The organism is Micromonospora sp. NBC_01392 (assembly GCF_045040125.1).
In the GTDB taxonomy this organism is placed as follows: Bacteria; Actinomycetota; Actinomycetes; order Mycobacteriales; family Micromonosporaceae; genus Micromonospora.
Genome location: NZ_CP109549.1, coordinates 5,000,291 through 5,016,693, shown reverse-complemented (window position 1 = coordinate 5,016,693; position 16,403 = coordinate 5,000,291). Strand labels below are relative to the sequence as shown.

Sequence of the window (16,403 nt, the reverse complement as noted above, 5' to 3'; positions counted from 1 at the left end):
CCGGTGGCATTCATCCACCGGCCTCCCTGCCGTTCAGGCTGGCGCGAGTGGCGAGCCGGTGGGCGCGCCGACGTAGAACAACCCGAAGCCACCGAACTCGACGGGCTCCGCGGCGAGCCCCGCCGCACGGAACCACTCGGCCAGGCGCGACGGGTGGTAGGCGACGGTGTCGAGACCCTCGTCGTTGCGGAACCGCACCCCGTCAGCGTCCTCGGTGAGCCGCAGCCCGGTGTAGCCGCAGGCGTCGTAGTACTCCCGCCGCCGCCGCGACGCGTCCCGGTCGGTGCGATAGGTGCTGATGGCGAACGGCAGGCCGCTGCCGGCCAGCGCGGTCAACACGGCGCGGGGCCGGGCCATGTTGCCGAAGCTGTTGAACGGGAACAGCGCCACCGCTCGCCCCGGTGGCAGTGCCACGGCCGGCAGCTCCTCGGCGTCGGCGAGCGCGAAGCGGTACCGGTCCGCGGGCAGCGCGCGATCGGCCAGCCGTGCCCTGCCCTCGGCCACGTAGCGGGAGACGACGTCGACGCCGACGTACCCCAGGCCGCGGCGGACCGCCCACTCGAGATGCAGGCCCGACATGCTGCCGACCTCGACGAGCACGTCGATCCCGGCACTGATCGAGTCCAGCATCCGCTCCTCGTGCGCGAGCAGCGCCCGCACCACCGGTGGGAGCAGGTCGGCGTCCACCAGCCGGTCGCCGGCACCGCTCGCGTAGAACTGGGCGGTCACCGCGCACCACCATCGCTCGGCCGTTCGTAGAGTGCGTGGAATGTCGCCCGGATCTCCTGCACCTCCGCCAGCACCGGCGGCGCGCAGCCGCTGAGCGGGTAACGCGTGGTGGCTTCCCCGAAGTCGTCGAACGCTTCGGCCCACTCGCCGGCGGGCACCGACCATTCGCTGTACCGGTAGCCGGTGCCGCCGTCGGCGCCGCGCAACGGATGTTGGGTGGCCCAGTTGAGGCTGACCGGCCACGGTCCGCCGTACCGGTCGCGCCAGTCGCTCAGCTGGCGCAGGAGGGCGAGCCGATCGCGGTGCGGCTCGCCGAGGCCGAACAGCACCGCCGCCCCGGTCTGGACGCCGAGCTGGGTGAGCTGGTCGATGGCCTGCTCGGTGCGGCTCATCCACGCGGCCCCGTCCGGCCGCCGGTCCTTGCTCATGCCGCCGATGCCACCCGGGTCGAGCGTCTCCACCCCGATGAAGACGTAGTCCATGCCGACCTCGGTCAGTCCCTTGATGAGGTCGGTGCGGCTGAGGATCTGGTCGATGGTGAACTGCCCGCCGAACCGGATGTCCAGGTCGGTCCGGTCCAGCAGGTCGACCAGCCGGGTGATCTCCCGCGGTGATCCGCCGAGAATGGTGGAGTCCTCGATGAAGGCGCTGGCGCCGCGACCGGGCGCGTCGGCCGCGACCACGTCGCTGACGGCGCGCAACTGCCGGACCAGGCGGTCGGCGCCGTTGCCGAGGTCGACCAGGCCGCCGGTGACGCTGCGCCGTTCGCTGCAGAAGTCACAGTCGAAGACACAGCCGTTACCGGTGTCGCTGAAGACGTGCCCGGTGAGCCGGCCGCCGAACACGTCGAAGCTGGCGCCGACGCCGAAGATCTCGGCCGGGCTCGGTAGCTGGTCACGGCTGAATGTCGGCCGCCGTGACGTGACCGCCCGCGGCAGGTCGCCGTCGGCCCAGCTGGCTATCCAGTCGCCCGGCTCGTCGGCGATCCCGGCGGCCAGGTCGGCGGACGTCGCGGGCTGTGTGGCGGTGGCGATCACCTCACCGAGCCCCGCGATCACATGCTCACCCGGACCGGCGACCACCAGGTCGAAGACGGGCGGCAGAGTGCCGTCGGCGATCAGGCGCACCGGCGATCCCGGATGGTGCCGCACCGTGCCGCCGGCCCGCCAGATCGTCTCCGACGCGTGCCGGCCGCCGAGGACGACGTGGACCCGGTCGCCGAGGCGCTGCTTGGCGCGGACCGCGCAGGCGACCGCGCCGGGCAGACACACCGACATGGCGCCGAGCAGCAGCAGGTTCGGCTCGAACCGCTCCAGGAGCGCATCGAACCGCGCCATGTCCTCCACCAGGCTGTGCATCAGCAGCACCGACTCCCGCCGGGACGCGCGGCTTCCGGCCCAGTTCGAGTCGCCCCAGGCGCCGGTGCCGTTCGCCGCCCGCTGCCCCGCGACGCGGCACGCGTTGAACAGGCTGGCGGGGTCGGCGCTGGTCAGCGTGTGCCGGCCGAGCCCGCTCGCGGGCAGTTCGGGCGGGGCGACCGCCACGACGCGAAGTGCCATCTCCTACCTTCCCTTCCGTCCGTGGCGGAGGTCAGGCCCCGGATGACCATTCGGCCAGCACTCGCCGTAGTTCTTCCGGTGTGGTGACGTCGATGCGCCCGATCGGGCGGTCCGGCTCCTGCAGCGCGGTGGTGAGGAACTGGCTCCAGCGCTCGATGAGCGTCCGCACGGTCGCCGGGTCGAACAGGTCCGTGGGGTATTCGAGGACACCCGCGAGCCCGGCCGGGCGACCGTCGTCGTAGCTCTCCCACAGGCTGAAGAACAGGTCGAACCGGGATGTTCCGGTGTGCGCGGGCTGGTAACTCGCGGTGATGCCGGGCATGTCGAGTCGGCCCTCCGGTGTGTTCTGCAGCGCCAGCATGACCTGGAACAGGGGATGGTGCGCCAGGGACCGGGCCGGGCTGACGGCTTCGACGAGGTGCTCGAACGGCACGTCCTGGTGGGCGTACGCGGTGAGCGCGGTGGACCGGGCCCGCTCGACGAGCTCACCGAACGTCGGGTCGCCCGACACGTCCATGCGCATCACCAGCGTGTTGACGAAGAAGCCGACCAGGTCGTCGAGCTTCTCGTCGGTACGCCCGGCGATCGGGGAGCCGACCGGCACGTCGGTGCCCGCACCGAGCCGGTTGAGCAGGCCGGCCAGCCCGGCGAGCAGCACCATGAAGGCGGTCGCGCCGCGGGCGCGGGCCATCGTCACCACCCGCTCGTGCAGGACGGCGTCCATGGTGAACCGGTACGTCTCGCCCTGGTAGCTGGCGACGGTCGGGCGGGGCCGGTCCGTGGGCAGGGCCAGCGCGTCGGGCAGCCCGGTCAACGTGGTGCGCCAGTGGTCGGTCTCCCGGGCCAGGCGGCTGGCCGGGTCGGTGCCGGCGCCGAGCGTCTCGTGCTGCCACACCGTGTAGTCGGCGTACTGCACCGGCAGCGGCTCCCACTGCGGTGCCTCGCCGGTGAGGCGGGCGGCGTACGCGCTCGACAGGTCGCGGGCGAGTGGCGCCATGGACCAGCCGTCTGCCGCGATGTGGTGCATCAGCAGCAGCAGGACGTGTTCGCTCGGGCCGAGGCGGAGGAGCGCGGCGCGCAGCGGCAGGTCGCGTTCGAGGTCGAAGCGCGTCTGCGCGGCGCGGGCGAGCGCGTCGGGCAGCGTCTCGGCGGTGACCGTCTCGACGGCGATCGGGACGTGGACCTCGGCCGCCGGCCTGATCTCCTGCCACGGCTCCCCGTCACGCTCGGGAAACACCGTGCGCAGACTTTCGTGGCGGCCGACGACGTCGTTGAGCGCGGCGGTGAGCGCGCGGACATCGAGCCGGCCGGACAGCCGCAACGCCAGCGGCACGTTGTAGGTCGCCTCGCCCTCGAACCGGTGCAGGAACCAGAGCCTGCGCTGGGCGAAGGACAGCGGTGCGCCGTGCGCGTGGTCGCGGGCCTCGATCGGGGCCCGACCGTCGTCGTCGTTCTGCAGGTGCTCGGCGAGCAGTTTCGCGGTGGGCGCCTCGAAGAGGGTGAACACGTCCAGATGCACGCCGAGTGTGCTGCGGATGCGGCTGATGAGGCGGGTGGCGAGGAGGGAGTGTCCGCCGTGGTCGAAGAAGTTGTCGGTGGGGGTGAGGGTGGGTTGTTTGAGGATGTCGGCCATGAGTCCGCACAGGATTTCTTCGTGTGGTGTGCGGGTGGTGTGGGGTGTGTTGGTGGTGGTGGTGGGTTGGGGTAGGGCGGCGTGGTTGAGTTTGCCGTTGGGGGTGGTGGGGAGTTGGTCGAGGGTGATGATGTGGTGGGGGATCATGTAGTCGGGTAGGTGTTGGGTGAGGGTGGTTTTGATGGTGTGGGGGTCGATGGTGGTGTGGGGTTGGGGGACGATGTAGGCGATGAGTTGGTGGTCGGGGGTGGTGGTGACGGCGGCGGTTCTGATGTTTTCGTGGGTGCTGAGGGTGGTTTCGATTTCGCCGAGTTCGATGCGGTAGCCGCGGATTTTTATTTGGTTGTCGGTGCGGCCGAGGTATTCGAGTTGTCCGTCTGGTCGCCATCGGGTGATGTCGCCGGTTCGGTACATTCTGGCGCCGGTGGTGCTGTGGGGGTCGGCGATGAATCGGGTGGCGGTGAGGGCTGGTTGGTTGGTGTAGCCGTGGGCGGTGCCGGCTCCGGCGATGTAGAGCTCTCCGGTGACGCCGGGTGCTACGGGGTTGAGGTGGTCGTCGAGGACGTAGAGGTGGGTGGCGGTGACGGGTCGGCCGATGGGTGGGGTGGTGTTGCCGGTGAGGGGGTCGGAGAGTGTGGCGGCGATGGTGGTTTCGGTGGGTCCGTAGGCGTTGATCATGAGCCGGTTCGGGGACCAGTGGTGGACGAGGTCGCCGGGGCAGGCTTCGGCGCCGACGAGGAGGCAGCGGAGGTGGGGTAGGGGGGTGGGGGTGACGGTGGCCAGGAGTGTGGGTGGGATGAGGGTGTGGGTGATGCGGGCGTGGTGCAGGAGGTCGCTGAGGTCGTGTCCGGCGATGATTCCGGGTGGGGCGATGGTGAGGGTGGCGCCGTGGGGTAGGGACATGAGTAGTTCCATGACCCAGGCGTCGAAGCTGGGTGTGGAGAGTTGCAGGACGCGGGAGTCGGGTCCGAGGGCGAGTCGGGTGTGGAAGGTGTGTGCCAGTGAGGTGAGTCCGGTGTTGGGGACTCGTACGCCTTTGGGTTGGCCGGTGGATCCGGATGTGAAGATCACGTAGGCGCTGGCGTGTGGTGTGGTGGGGGCGACGAGGTGGGGTGGGTCGACGGGCTCGCCGGGGACGTCGGCGGGTATCGCCGCAACGGTGAGGGTGGTGGCGAGTTGGGTGGTGGTGTGGTCGGTGACGGCGATGTGGACGTCGGCCTGGGTGGTCATGGTGTGCAGGCGTGGGGTGGGCAGTGTGGGGTCCAGGGGGGTGAACACGCCGCCGGCTTGGGAGACGGCGAGTGCTGCGGTGACGAGGTCGATGCCGCGTGGGAGGAGGAGTCCGACGACTGTTTCGGGGCCGACGCCGGCGGTGGTGAGTCGGGTGGCCAGGGCGCCGGCGCGTTGCCACAGTTGCTGGTAGGTCAGGGTCAGGTCGCCGGCGGTGACGGCGGGGGCGTCCGGTTGGGCGGTCACTTGAGCGGCGACCATCTGGGCCAGGGACAGGACGGGTTGGCGGTCGCCGCCGTCGCCCCAGCGCAGCAGATCGGCACGCTCCGCCGGGGACACGACGTCCCACTGTGAGAGTCGGGCTTCGATGCCCCCGGCGGCCAGTGCGGCCAGGATTCGGAGCCACCGGTCGACCAGTTCGGTCACCACCGCCCGGTCGAACAGATCCAACGAGAACTCCACCACCCCATCCATCCCGGAGGGTGTGGCGCCGTCGTGGCGTTCCCACAGGCTCAGGGCCAGGTCGAAGCGGGAGGTCCCCGTGCTCACGGGTTGCACCTGCAGATCGAGGCCGGGTAGCGCGAAGTGCGGGTCGGGCGTGTTCTGCAGCGCGAGCATGATCTGGAACAGCGGATGGTGGGCCAGCGTGCGCGTCGGGTTCAGTTCCTCGACCAGGTGCTCGAAAGGAACGTCCTGGTGGGCGTAGGCCGTCAGCGCCGTACCGCGTACCCGGTGCAGCAACTCGGTGAACGTCGGGTCGCCCGAGGTGTCCACCCGCATCACCAGCGTGTTGACGAAGAAACCGACCAGATCGTCCAGCCGCTCGTCCAACCGACCCGCCACCGGAGAACCGATCGGGATGTCCACACCCGCACCCAACCGGCTCAACAACCCACCCAGACCGGCCAGCAACACCATGTACACCGTCGTACCGGTCTCCCGGGCCAGCCGAACGAGGCCCGCATGCACGTCGGCCGGGATGCGCAGCTTCAGGAGGTCGCCGCGGTAGGAGGCGGCGGCCGGGCGGGTGCGTACGGCCGGGATGTTGATCTGGTCGGGCAACCCGGTGAGCGCGGTCAGCCAGTATGCGGTCTGGCTGCCGAACAGGCTGTGCGGGTCGTCCTTGGCGCCGAGCAGTTCCTCCTGCCAGAGCGTGTAGTCGGCGTACTGCACCGGCAGGGGAGTCCAGTGCGGTGGCCGGCCGCCGTGACGGGCGGCGTAGGCGGTGACGATGTCGCGCGACAGGGGCGCCATCGACCAGCCGTCGCCCGCGACGTGGTGCAGCACGAGCAGCAGCACGTGCTCGGCGGGGCCGAGCCGGAGCAGGCTGGCCCGCAGCGGCAGGTCGGTGGCGAGGTCGAAGGCGAACCGGGCGGCCGCCGCGAGCAGTTCCGTCATCTGCTCCGGCGTCACGTCGGCCTCGTCGAACTCGACCCGGGCCTGCTCGGTCGGCACGATGCGTTGCCACGGCCGGCCGTCGACCTCGGGGTACACGGTGCGCAGCGCTTCGTGGCGGGCGACCACGTCGTGCAGGGCCTGGCGGAGCGCCGCGGGGTCGAGGGCGCCGGTGAGGCGGAACGAGATGAGCATGTTGTAGGTCGGGCTGGGGCCCTCCAGCCGGTGCAGGAACCACAGCCGGCGCTGGGCGGAGCTGAGCGGTAGCAGCTCCGGCCGGCTCGTCGCCGGGCGTACCGGTGGTCGGTGTGCTCTGCCCGGGTCGAGGCGGGCGGCGAGACCGGCCACGGTGGGCGTCTCGAACAGCGCGCGGATCGGCACGTCCGCGCTCATCGTGGTGCGGATGCGGCTGATCAGCCGGGTCGCGAGCAGCGAATGGCCGCCGAGGTCGAAGAAGTTGTCGTCGACGCCGACCGCGTCGACGCCCAGCGCCTCGGCGAACAGGTCGGCGATCATCTGCTCGCGCGGGTTGCGGGCGGCGCGCCCGGGTGTGTGCACGGGAGCGGGCAGGGCGGCGCGATCGAGCTTGCCGTTCGGTGTGACGGGCAACGCGTCCAGCAGCACGACCGTGGTGGGGACCAGGTAGTCGGGCAGCCGGTCACGCAGCCAGTCGACCAGTTCGCCGGGCGTACCGGTCCAACCCGGAGCGGGTACGGCGTAGCCGACGAGGCGTACCACCGCGGGCTGGTCCGTGCGGGCGATCACGGTCGCGCGAACCAGGCCGGGATGGCGGGCCAGCACGGCGGCGGCTTCACCGGGCTCGACCCGGAACCCGCGGATCTTCACCTGGTCGTCGGTGCGGCCCAGGAACTCGAGCTGACCGTCCGGGCGCCAGCGGGCACGGTCACCGCTGCGGTAGAGCCGGGAGCCGTTCGGGCCCGCGACGAACCTCTCCGCGGTCAGGTCCGGACGGCCCAGGTACCCGCGGGCGAGTCCGGGACCGCCGATGTAGAGGTCACCGGCGACGCCCACCGGTACGGGATTGAGCCAGGCGTCGAGCACCAGCAGCCGGGCACCGGCTACGGGCTGGCCGATCGGTGCGCGCACCGGCCAGCCGCCGGCCGGGCCGGTCAGCGGTGTGCCGGTGACGACGTGGGTCTCGGCCGGGCCGTAGTGGTTGTGCAGCCCGATGTGTGGGCGGGTGGCGAAGAAGCGGCGCAGTTGCTCCCCGACCACCAGGGCCTCGCCGGCCTGTGCGATCACGTGCAGGTCCGGGAGCCGGCGGTCGCCCTCGGCGGCGGCCTCCGCGATCTCGGCCAGCACCGGCTGCGGCGCGAACAGTTCGGTGGCGGCGCTGTCCTGGAGCCAGCCGGCCAGCAACTCGCCGCTGCGGCGGGTGTCGTCATCCGGGACGAGCAGCGTCCGACCGGTGGTGAGGGCGCCGAAGATCTCCTGGGCGGCGACGTCGAAGCCGACCGAGGTGAACTGTACGGTGCGGGTACCCGGCCCGCCCGGCAGTTCCTCCCGTTGCCAGGCCAGCAGGTTGGCCAGCGCGCCGGACGGCATGACCACCGCCTTCGGGGCACCGGTCGAGCCGGACGTGTAGACGACGTACGCCGGATTGTCGGGCCGGACCACGGGCCTGGCGAGCGGGTGGCCGGACGACCACGACTCCGGACCGATGACCGGTGTGCCGTGTCGGGCGAGATCGGCATCGGTGGTGAGCAGCAGCGCGGGGCGGGTGTCGGCAAGCATGAACCCGATCCGCTCCGCCGGGTGGCCGAGGTCGATCGGCAGGTAGGCGGCGCCGGCGCGGAGCACGGCGACGAGGGCCACATAGAGGTCGAGGCAGCGGGGCAGCGCGACGGCGACGATCGACTCCGCGGCGACCCCGTGGTGGGCCAGGGTGGCGGCGAGGTCGTCGGCGCGGCGGAGCAGTTCGGCGTAGGTCAGGCTGCCGTCGGGCGCTTCGACGGCGACGTTCTCCGGGGTCGCGGCGGCCTGCGCGGCGATCTGGTCGGCGATCGGCGTGGCTGTTCCGCAGGACGCCGCGTCGGTGCCCCAGCGGTCCAGTTCACCGCGTTCGTCGGCGGTCAGCACGTCGATGTCGTTCAGCCGGCGGCCGGGGTCGGCGACGGCCTGGGCGAGCAGCCGCCGCCACCGGTCGACCAGAGCCTCGACGGTCGCCGCGTCGAACCGGTCGGTGGCGTATTCGACGATGCCGCGCAGGCCGCCGGCCCGGCCGGCGTCGTAGCGCTCCAGCAGGCTGAAGAACAGGTCGAACCGGGCCGTGCCGGTGGTGACGGGCCCCAGTTCCACGTGGAGATCGGCGAGGTCGAAGGCGGCGTCCGGCGTGTTCTGCAACGCCAGCATGACCTGGAACAGGGGATGGTGGGCCAGGGACCGGGCCGGGTTGAGCACCTCGACGAGATGCTCGAACGGGACGTCGTCGTGGGCGTAGGCGTCGAGCGCGACGTCGCGGACCCGGGCGACGAGGTCGGCAAAGGTCGGGTTCCCGGTCAGGTCGACGCGCATCACCAGCGTGTTGACGAAGAAGCCGACCAGGTCGTCGAGCTTCTCGTCGGTGCGCCCGGCGACCGGCGTGCCGATCGGGACGTCCGTGCCGGTGCCGAGCCGGGCCAGCGTGGCCGCGAGCCCGGCGAGCAGCACCATGAAGACGGTGGCCCCTCCGGCGCGGGCGGTCGCGAGGATGCCGGCGTGCAGGTCGGCGTCCAGCACCAGGTCGAGCATCGCGCCCCGATGGGTGGCGGTCGCCGGGTCCGACCGGTCGGCCGGCAGCGCGATCCGCTCCGGCAGGCCGGCCAGCGTGTCCTGCCAGAAGCGGGTCTGGGCGGTGAGCCGCGACGCCGGGTCGCCGACGCCGCCGAGCAGTTCGCGCTGCCAGCCGACGTAGTCGGCGTACCGCACCGGCAGCGGCTCCCACCGCGGCGCCTCGCCGGTGCGGCGGGCGGCGTACGCGGTGACGAGGTCGCGTGACAGGGGGGCCAGGGACCAGCCGTCGGCCGCGATGTGGTGCATCAGCAGCAGCAGGACGTGGTCGCTCGGGCCGAGGCGGAACAGGATGGCGCGCAGCGGCAGGTCGGTCGCCAGGTCGAACGGCACGCGCGCGGCCTCGAACAGCGCCGTCGGCAGATCGGCCACGCCGACCGTGATGACGGGCAGGTCGACCGGAGTGTCGGTGGGCAGCAGGCGCTGCGCCGGCTGGCCGTCCCGGTCCGGATAGACCGTGCGCAGGGGCTCGTGGCGGCCGACGACGTCACCGAGGGCGGCGGCCAGCGCCGGCACGTCGAGGTCACCGTCGAAGGTCAGGCGCAAACCGATGGTGTATGTCGGGCTGGGACCGTCGATGCGGTTGAGCAGCAGAAGACGTTGTTGCCCGGCGGACAGGGCGGCCGGGTCGTCGTCCGGCCGGTGGCGCAACCGTGGCCGCTCGGTCGGTGTGGCGGCGAGCCGGGTGGCGAGTGCGGCGGGCGTCGGGGACTCGAACAGCGTGCGGATCGGCACGTCGCCGCCGAGTGTGCTGCGGATGCGGCTGATGAGGCGGGTGGCGAGGAGGGAGTGTCCGCCGTGGTCGAAGAAGTTGTCGGTGGGGGTGAGGGTGGGTTGTTTGAGGATGTCGGCCATGAGTCCGCACAGGATTTCTTCGTGTGGTGTGCGGGTGGTGTGGGGTGTGTTGGTGGTGGTTTGGGGTGGGGGTAGGGCGGCGTGGTTGAGTTTGCCGTTGGGGGTGGTGGGGAGTTGGTCGAGGGTGATGATGTGGTGGGGGATCATGTAGTCGGGTAGGTGTTGGGTGAGGGTGGTTTTGATGGTGTGGGGGTCGATGGTGGTGTGGGGTTGGGGGACGATGTAGGCGATGAGTTGGTGGTCGGGGGTGGTGGTGACGGCGGCGGTTCTGATGTTTTCGTGGGTGCTGAGGGTGGTTTCGATTTCGCCGAGTTCGATGCGGTAGCCGCGGATTTTTATTTGGTTGTCGGTGCGGCCGAGGTATTCGAGTTGTCCGTCTGGGCGCCATCGGGTGATGTCTCCGGTGCGGTACATTCTGGCGCCGGTGGTGCTGTGGGGGTCGGCGATGAATCGGGTGGCGGTGAGGGCTGGTTGGTTGGTGTAGCCGTGGGCGGTGCCGGCTCCGGCGATGTAGAGCTCTCCGGCGACGCCGGGTGCTACGGGGTTGAGGTGGTCGTCGAGGACGTAGAGGTGGGTGGCGGTGACGGGTCGGCCGATGGGTGGGGTGGTGTTGCCGGTGAGGGGGTCGGACAGTGTGGCGGCGATGGTGGTTTCGGTGGGTCCGTAGGCGTTGATCATGAGCCGGTTCGGGGACCAGTGGTGGACGAGGTCGCCGGGGCAGGCTTCGGCGCCGACGAGGAGGCAGCGGAGGTGGGGTAGGGGGGTGGGGGTGACGGTGGCCAGGAGTGTGGGTGGGATGAGGGTGTGGGTGATGCGGGCGTGGTGCAGGAGGTCGCTGAGGTCGTGTCCGGCGATGATTCCGGGTGGGGCGATGGTGAGGGTGGCGCCGTGGGGTAGGGACATGAGTAGTTCCATGACCCAGGCGTCGAAGCTGGGTGTGGAGAGTTGCAGGACGCGGGAGTCGGGTCCGAGGGCGAGTCGGGTGTGGAAGGTGTGTGTCAGTGAGGTGAGTCCGGTGTTGGGGACTCGTACGCCTTTGGGTTGGCCGGTGGATCCGGATGTGAAGATCACGTAGGCGCTGGCGTGTGGTGTGGTGGGGGCGACGAGGTCGACGGGTTCGGTCGGTTCGGTGGGGATGTCGTCGGCGGGTGTCGCGGTGAGGTTGAGGGTGGTGGCCAGTTGGGTGGTGGTGTGGTCGGTGACGGCGATGTGGACGTCGGCCTGGGTGGTCATGGTGTGCAGGCGTGGGGTGGGCAGTGTGGGGTCCAGGGGGGTGAACACGCCGCCGGCTTGGGAGACGGCGAGTGCTGCGGTGACGAGGTCGATGCCGCGTGGGAGGAGGAGTCCGACGACTGTTTCGGGGCCGACGCCGGCGGTGGTGAGTCGGGTGGCCAGGGCGCCGGCGCGTTGCCACAGTTGCTGGTAGGTCAGGGTCAGGTCGCCGGCGGTGACGGCGGGGGCGTCCGGTTGGGCGGTCACTTGAGCGGCGACCATCTGGGCCAGGGACAGGACGGGTTGGCGGTCGCCGCCGTCGCCCCAGCGCAGCAGATCGGCACGCTCGGCTGCGGACACGACGTCCCACTGTGAGAGTCGGGCTTCGATGCCCCCGGCGGCCAGTGCGGCCAGGATTCGGAGCCACCGGTCGACCAGTTCGGTCACCACCGCCCGGTCGAACAGATCCAACGAGAACTCCACCACCCCATCCATCCCGGACGGACGGCCGTCCGGACCGCGGTGCTGGCGGACGATGACGCTGAGGTCGAGGCGCGCGCTGTCGCGGCCGACCGGCAGGACATCCGCGTCGAGGCCGGGCAGGTCGAAGGCGGTCTCGAGGATGTCGTCCTCGATCGCGAGCAGGATCTGGACCAGCGGGTGCGCGGCCAGTGAGCGGGCGGGGTTGAGCACCTCCACCAGGTGGTCGAAGGGGACGTCCTGGTGGGCGTAGGCGTCGAGGGTGGTGTGGCGCACCCGGCGCAGCAACTCGGTGAACGTCGGGTCGCCCGAGGTGTCCACCCGCATCACCAGCGTGTTGACGAAGAAACCGACCAGATCGTCCAGCCGCTCGTCCAACCGACCCGCCACCGGAGAACCGATCGGGATGTCCACACCCGCACCCAACCGGCTCAACAACCCACCCAGACCGGCCAGCAACACCATGTACACCGTCGTACCGGTCTCCCGGGCCAGCCGGACGAGGCCCGCATGCACGTCGGCGTCGAACGTGAAGCGGTAGGTGTCGCCGCGGAAGGAGGCGGCCGCCGGCCGTGGCCGGGCCAGTGGCACCGTGACGATCTCGGGCAGTCCCGCGAGCACCGACCGCCAGTAGCCGGTCTGGCGGGCGAGGCGGCTGTCGGGCTCGTCCGGCGAGCCGAGGTACTCCTCCTGCCAGAGCGTGTAGTCGGCGTACTGCACGGGCAGCGGTGGCCACGCCGGTGTCGTGCCGGCGAGCCGGGCCCGGTAGGCGGTGCCCAGGTCGCGCACGAGCGGGCCCATGGAGGCGCCGTCGGCGGCGATGTGGTGCAGAACGATCAGCAGTACCGCCGTCGAGTCGTCCACGGCGTACAGGTGACACCGCACGGGTAGGTCGCGGGTGAGGTCGAACGGCGCTGCCACGGCGCGTCGCAGGGCGGGCCCGAGATCGTCAGCCGGTACGGAACGTTCGTCCAGCGCGATGTCGAGGCCGGCGGCGTCGAGGACGGCCTGGTGCGGGTCGCCGTCGACCTCCGGGTACACGGTACGCAGCGACTCGTGGCGCGTGGCGAGGTCGTTGAGGGCGGCGCGCAACGCGTCCCGGTCGAGCGGTCCGCGCAGCCGCACGGCCAGCGGGACGTGGTAGGTGTCCCGGCTGCCGAGCCGGTCGAGGAACCACAGCCGTCGCTGGGCGGGCGAGAGCGGGACGAGATCCGGTCGACCGGCGGGGCGCAACGCCGGGCGGGCGGCGCGACCGGGTGCCACGTGGGCGAGCACGCCGGTGACGGTGGGCCGGGCGAAGAAGTCGGCCATCTCCAGATCGGTGGCCAGCGTGGACCGGATGCGGCCGATCAGCCGGGTCGCGAGCAGCGAATGGCCGCCGAGGTCGAAGAAGTTGTCCTCGGCGCCGACCGCGCGAACGCCGAGCGCGTCGGCGAACAGCTCCGCGAGGATCTGGGCGTACGGTTCGTGGTGCACGCCCGCGCTGACGCCGGGCGACGCCGGTGCCGGTAGCGCGGCGCGGTCCAGCTTGCCGTTGGCGGTCAGCGGCAACGCGTCCACGATCACCAGCGCCGCCGGCACCAGGTGATCAGGCAGCGTCCGGGCCAGGTCGTGGCGCAGGGCGGCCGGGTCGAGCGTGGTGTCCGGGGCGGGGACCACGTAGGCGACGAGACTGATCTCGCCGCCGTCGTTCTCCCGTGGCACCACCACGGCCTCGGCGACGCGGGTGTCCCGGGCCAGCACGGCGGCGATCTCGCCCGGCTCGACCCGGAAGCCGCGGACCTTGACCTGGTCGTCGGTGCGGCCGAGGAACTCCAGGGCATGCCCCGTCCACCGGACCCGGTCACCGGTGCGGTACATGCGCGCGCCGGGCGGCCCGAACGGATCGGCGACGAACCGGGTGGCCGTGAGGCCGAGTCGGCCGAGGTAGCCGCGGGCGACACCGGCACCGGCGACGTAGAGTTCCCCGGCGGCGCCGGCCGGCACCGGGTGCATGCTGCCGTCGAGTATGTAGGCGGCGAGATGGGGCAGCGGCGTGCCGATCGGGCTGACCGGACGACCGACATCGTCGGGTGTGACGTCGTAGCGGGTCACGTGGACCGTCGTCTCGGTGATGCCGTACATGTTGACCAGCCGCGGGCGGTCGGCGCCGTGCCGGTCGAACCAGCCGCCGAGGCGGTCCGGGGCGAGGCGTTCGCCGCCGAAGACGATGTAGCGCAGGCTGAGGTCGTCAGGCGCCGTGACGTCGGCGCGGTCGAGCGCGGCGAACGCGGAGGGCGTCTGGCTCAGGACGGTGACGCGTTCGCGGGCGAGCAGCCGCCGGAAGGCGTCGGGTGCGCGAGCGACGTCGCGGGGCACGATGACCACGCTGCCGCCGGTGGTGAGCGCGCCCCAGATCTCCCAGACGGAGAAGTCGAACGCGTGGGAGTGGAACATGGTCCAGACGTCGGCCGGGCCCACGTCCAGGTCGACGAGCGTGTTCGCCAGCAGCCGTTCGACGTTGCGGTGGGTGACGACCACGCCTTTCGGCGCGCCGGTGGAGCCGGAGGTGTGGATGACGTACGCCGCGCTGTCCGGGGTGGGGCCGGCCACCGGCTCGGCGGTCTCGGGCACACCGGTGTCGTCGCCCCCGTCGACGGTCAGCACCGGGATGTCGAGCGGCGGCAGCAGGTTTCGCAGCGCGCTCGTGGTCACCACGGCGGCGGGTGTGGTGTCGGCCAGCAGGTAGGCGACGCGGTCGGCGGGGTGGTCCGGATCGATCGGCGCGTAGGCGGCCCCCAGCCGGGTCACGGCCAGCATCGCGGTGACCAGTTCCGCGGAGCGGGGCAACACCAGCGCCACGCGCTGCTCGGGCCGGACGCCGTGCCGGTGCAGCAGCGTGGCCAGCCGCGTCGAGTCCGATTCGAGGTCGCCGTAGCTGAGAGTGCGGGACCCGTCGGTGACCGCCGGAGCGCCGGGCGTGGCGATGACCTGCCGGCGAACCAGGTCGACGAGGGTGGTGTCGGCGGTGGCGGATGCGGTGGCGGGGGCGACGCCGGCTCCGGCGCCCACGCCCATGCTCAGGCCGCCGACCGGCCGGTCGATCCGGCGGGCGGTGGCGGCCAGCAACGCGAGCAGGCGGGTGGCGTGGCCATCGAGGTCGGACGGGGTGTAGAGCGCGGGATGCCCGTTCAGGTCGACGCGGGGTCCGGCGCCGGCGCGGTCGTAGGCGACCACGGAGAGGTCTTCCAGCAGCGGCGCGGCCGGGTTGTGCATGATCGTGCGGTGCTCGCCGAACCGGAGCTCCTCGAACCGCATCACGTTGACCATCGGGCCGAAGAAGCGCCGGTCGGGCCCGCCCAGTCGCAGTTCGCGGTGCAGATCCTCGCCGCGGTAACGCTGATGCGCGAGCGCGGCGCGCAGTTCGCCGTCGACCTGCCCGACGAGGTCGGCCACGGTGGTCGTGGGACGCACGGTCAGGCGTAGCGGCACGACGTTCGTCGTCATCGCCGGGGTGCGGCCCGCGTGGGGTGCGCTCCGGCCCGCGACGGGCAGACCCAGCACGATGTCGTCGGCGCCGGCCATGCGGTGCAGGTACACGGCTGTGGTGGCGATGAGCAGCCGGGACCAGCGCACACCGGTACGCCGTTCGGCCGCCAGCAGTTCGTCGACGGAGTCGGCGGGCAGTTCGTGACGACTGCGGACGAAGGTGGAGCTGATCGACGTGTCCACGGGGTTCAGGCTGATGCGCTCGGGCCGGTCGGCGAACCGCTCGTGCCAGAAGGCGCGGTCGGCGGCGCGGGTTCCCGAGCTGTGGTAGGCGGCTTCCTCGTCGACGAGCGCCGCCAGTGAGCCGAACGGGGTCGGCGGTGGGGTCCGGCCCGAGACGAGTGCCGTGTAGAGGGCCGCGACGCGGCGGGTGATCAGGCTCGCGCCGTAGGCGTCGACCGCGATGTGGTGGTAGCGCTGGTACCAGAAGACCCGATTCGGTCCGGCGGTGAACACGACATGGGCGAATGGCGCGTCCGTGGTGAGATCGACCGGCCGGGCGAGGTCGGCGCGGGCGTACGCGTCGACGGCCACGATCGCGTCCTGACCGGTGTCGAGATCGATGACGCGGGGCGCGACGGGCGCCGGTGGGTGCAGCACCTGCACCGGCCCGTCGGCCGAGCGGGCGAACCGCACGTGCAGCGCCTCTGCCTCGGCCACCGCCAGGGTGATGGCCCGCACCAGCGCCCCCACGTCGACCGCCCCGTGGATCTCGAGGTAGTTGCCCCAGAGATAGAGCGACGCGTCCGGGTCCATCTCCTGCCCGAGCCAGACGCCGGTCTGGGCCGCCAGCAACGGGTACCGCGTGGGTGACGCTACGGACACGGCACTCCCCTCGTCGAGTCTGACCGGCACACCGATCGGCGGCGCGATCGGTGTTGCTGTGGTTGCCGCACAAAACAGACGCAGGTCCCTTGCCCCGCGGTGCACTTAATTCGAAGTGCATAAATGTTTGGTCAGGCTTTCATGATGCCCGGAACGCTGTCAACACT

The 16,403-nt window shown here is 71.5% G+C and carries 3 protein-coding genes; all 3 read right to left on the bottom strand.

The genetic code is table 11. From position 1 onward, the window contains the following. Window positions 1–33 precede the first annotated feature (33 nt). Genes OG767_RS21440 through OG767_RS21430 form a run of 3 tightly spaced genes read right to left on the bottom strand, consistent with a single transcriptional unit; the run spans window position 34 to window position 16,236 of the window. Window positions 34–729, bottom strand: coding sequence for a class I SAM-dependent methyltransferase (locus tag OG767_RS21440; protein WP_405090214.1), 696 nt, complete (start codon window positions 727–729; stop codon window positions 34–36). Next, a complete protein-coding gene (locus tag OG767_RS21435; RefSeq protein WP_405090213.1) occupies window positions 726–2,288 on the bottom strand; it encodes a B12-binding domain/radical SAM domain-containing protein in 1,563 nt (520 codons plus the stop codon). Before OG767_RS21435 ends, OG767_RS21440 begins: the two co-directional genes overlap by 4 nt. A gap of 31 nt (window positions 2,289–2,319) precedes the next feature. Beyond that, window positions 2,320–16,236 carry an amino acid adenylation domain-containing protein gene (locus OG767_RS21430; RefSeq protein ID WP_405090212.1) on the bottom strand — a complete coding sequence of 4,639 codons (13,917 nt, stop codon included), beginning with the start codon at window positions 16,234–16,236 and terminating at the stop codon, window positions 2,320–2,322. Window positions 16,237–16,403: the final 167 nt, after the last annotated feature.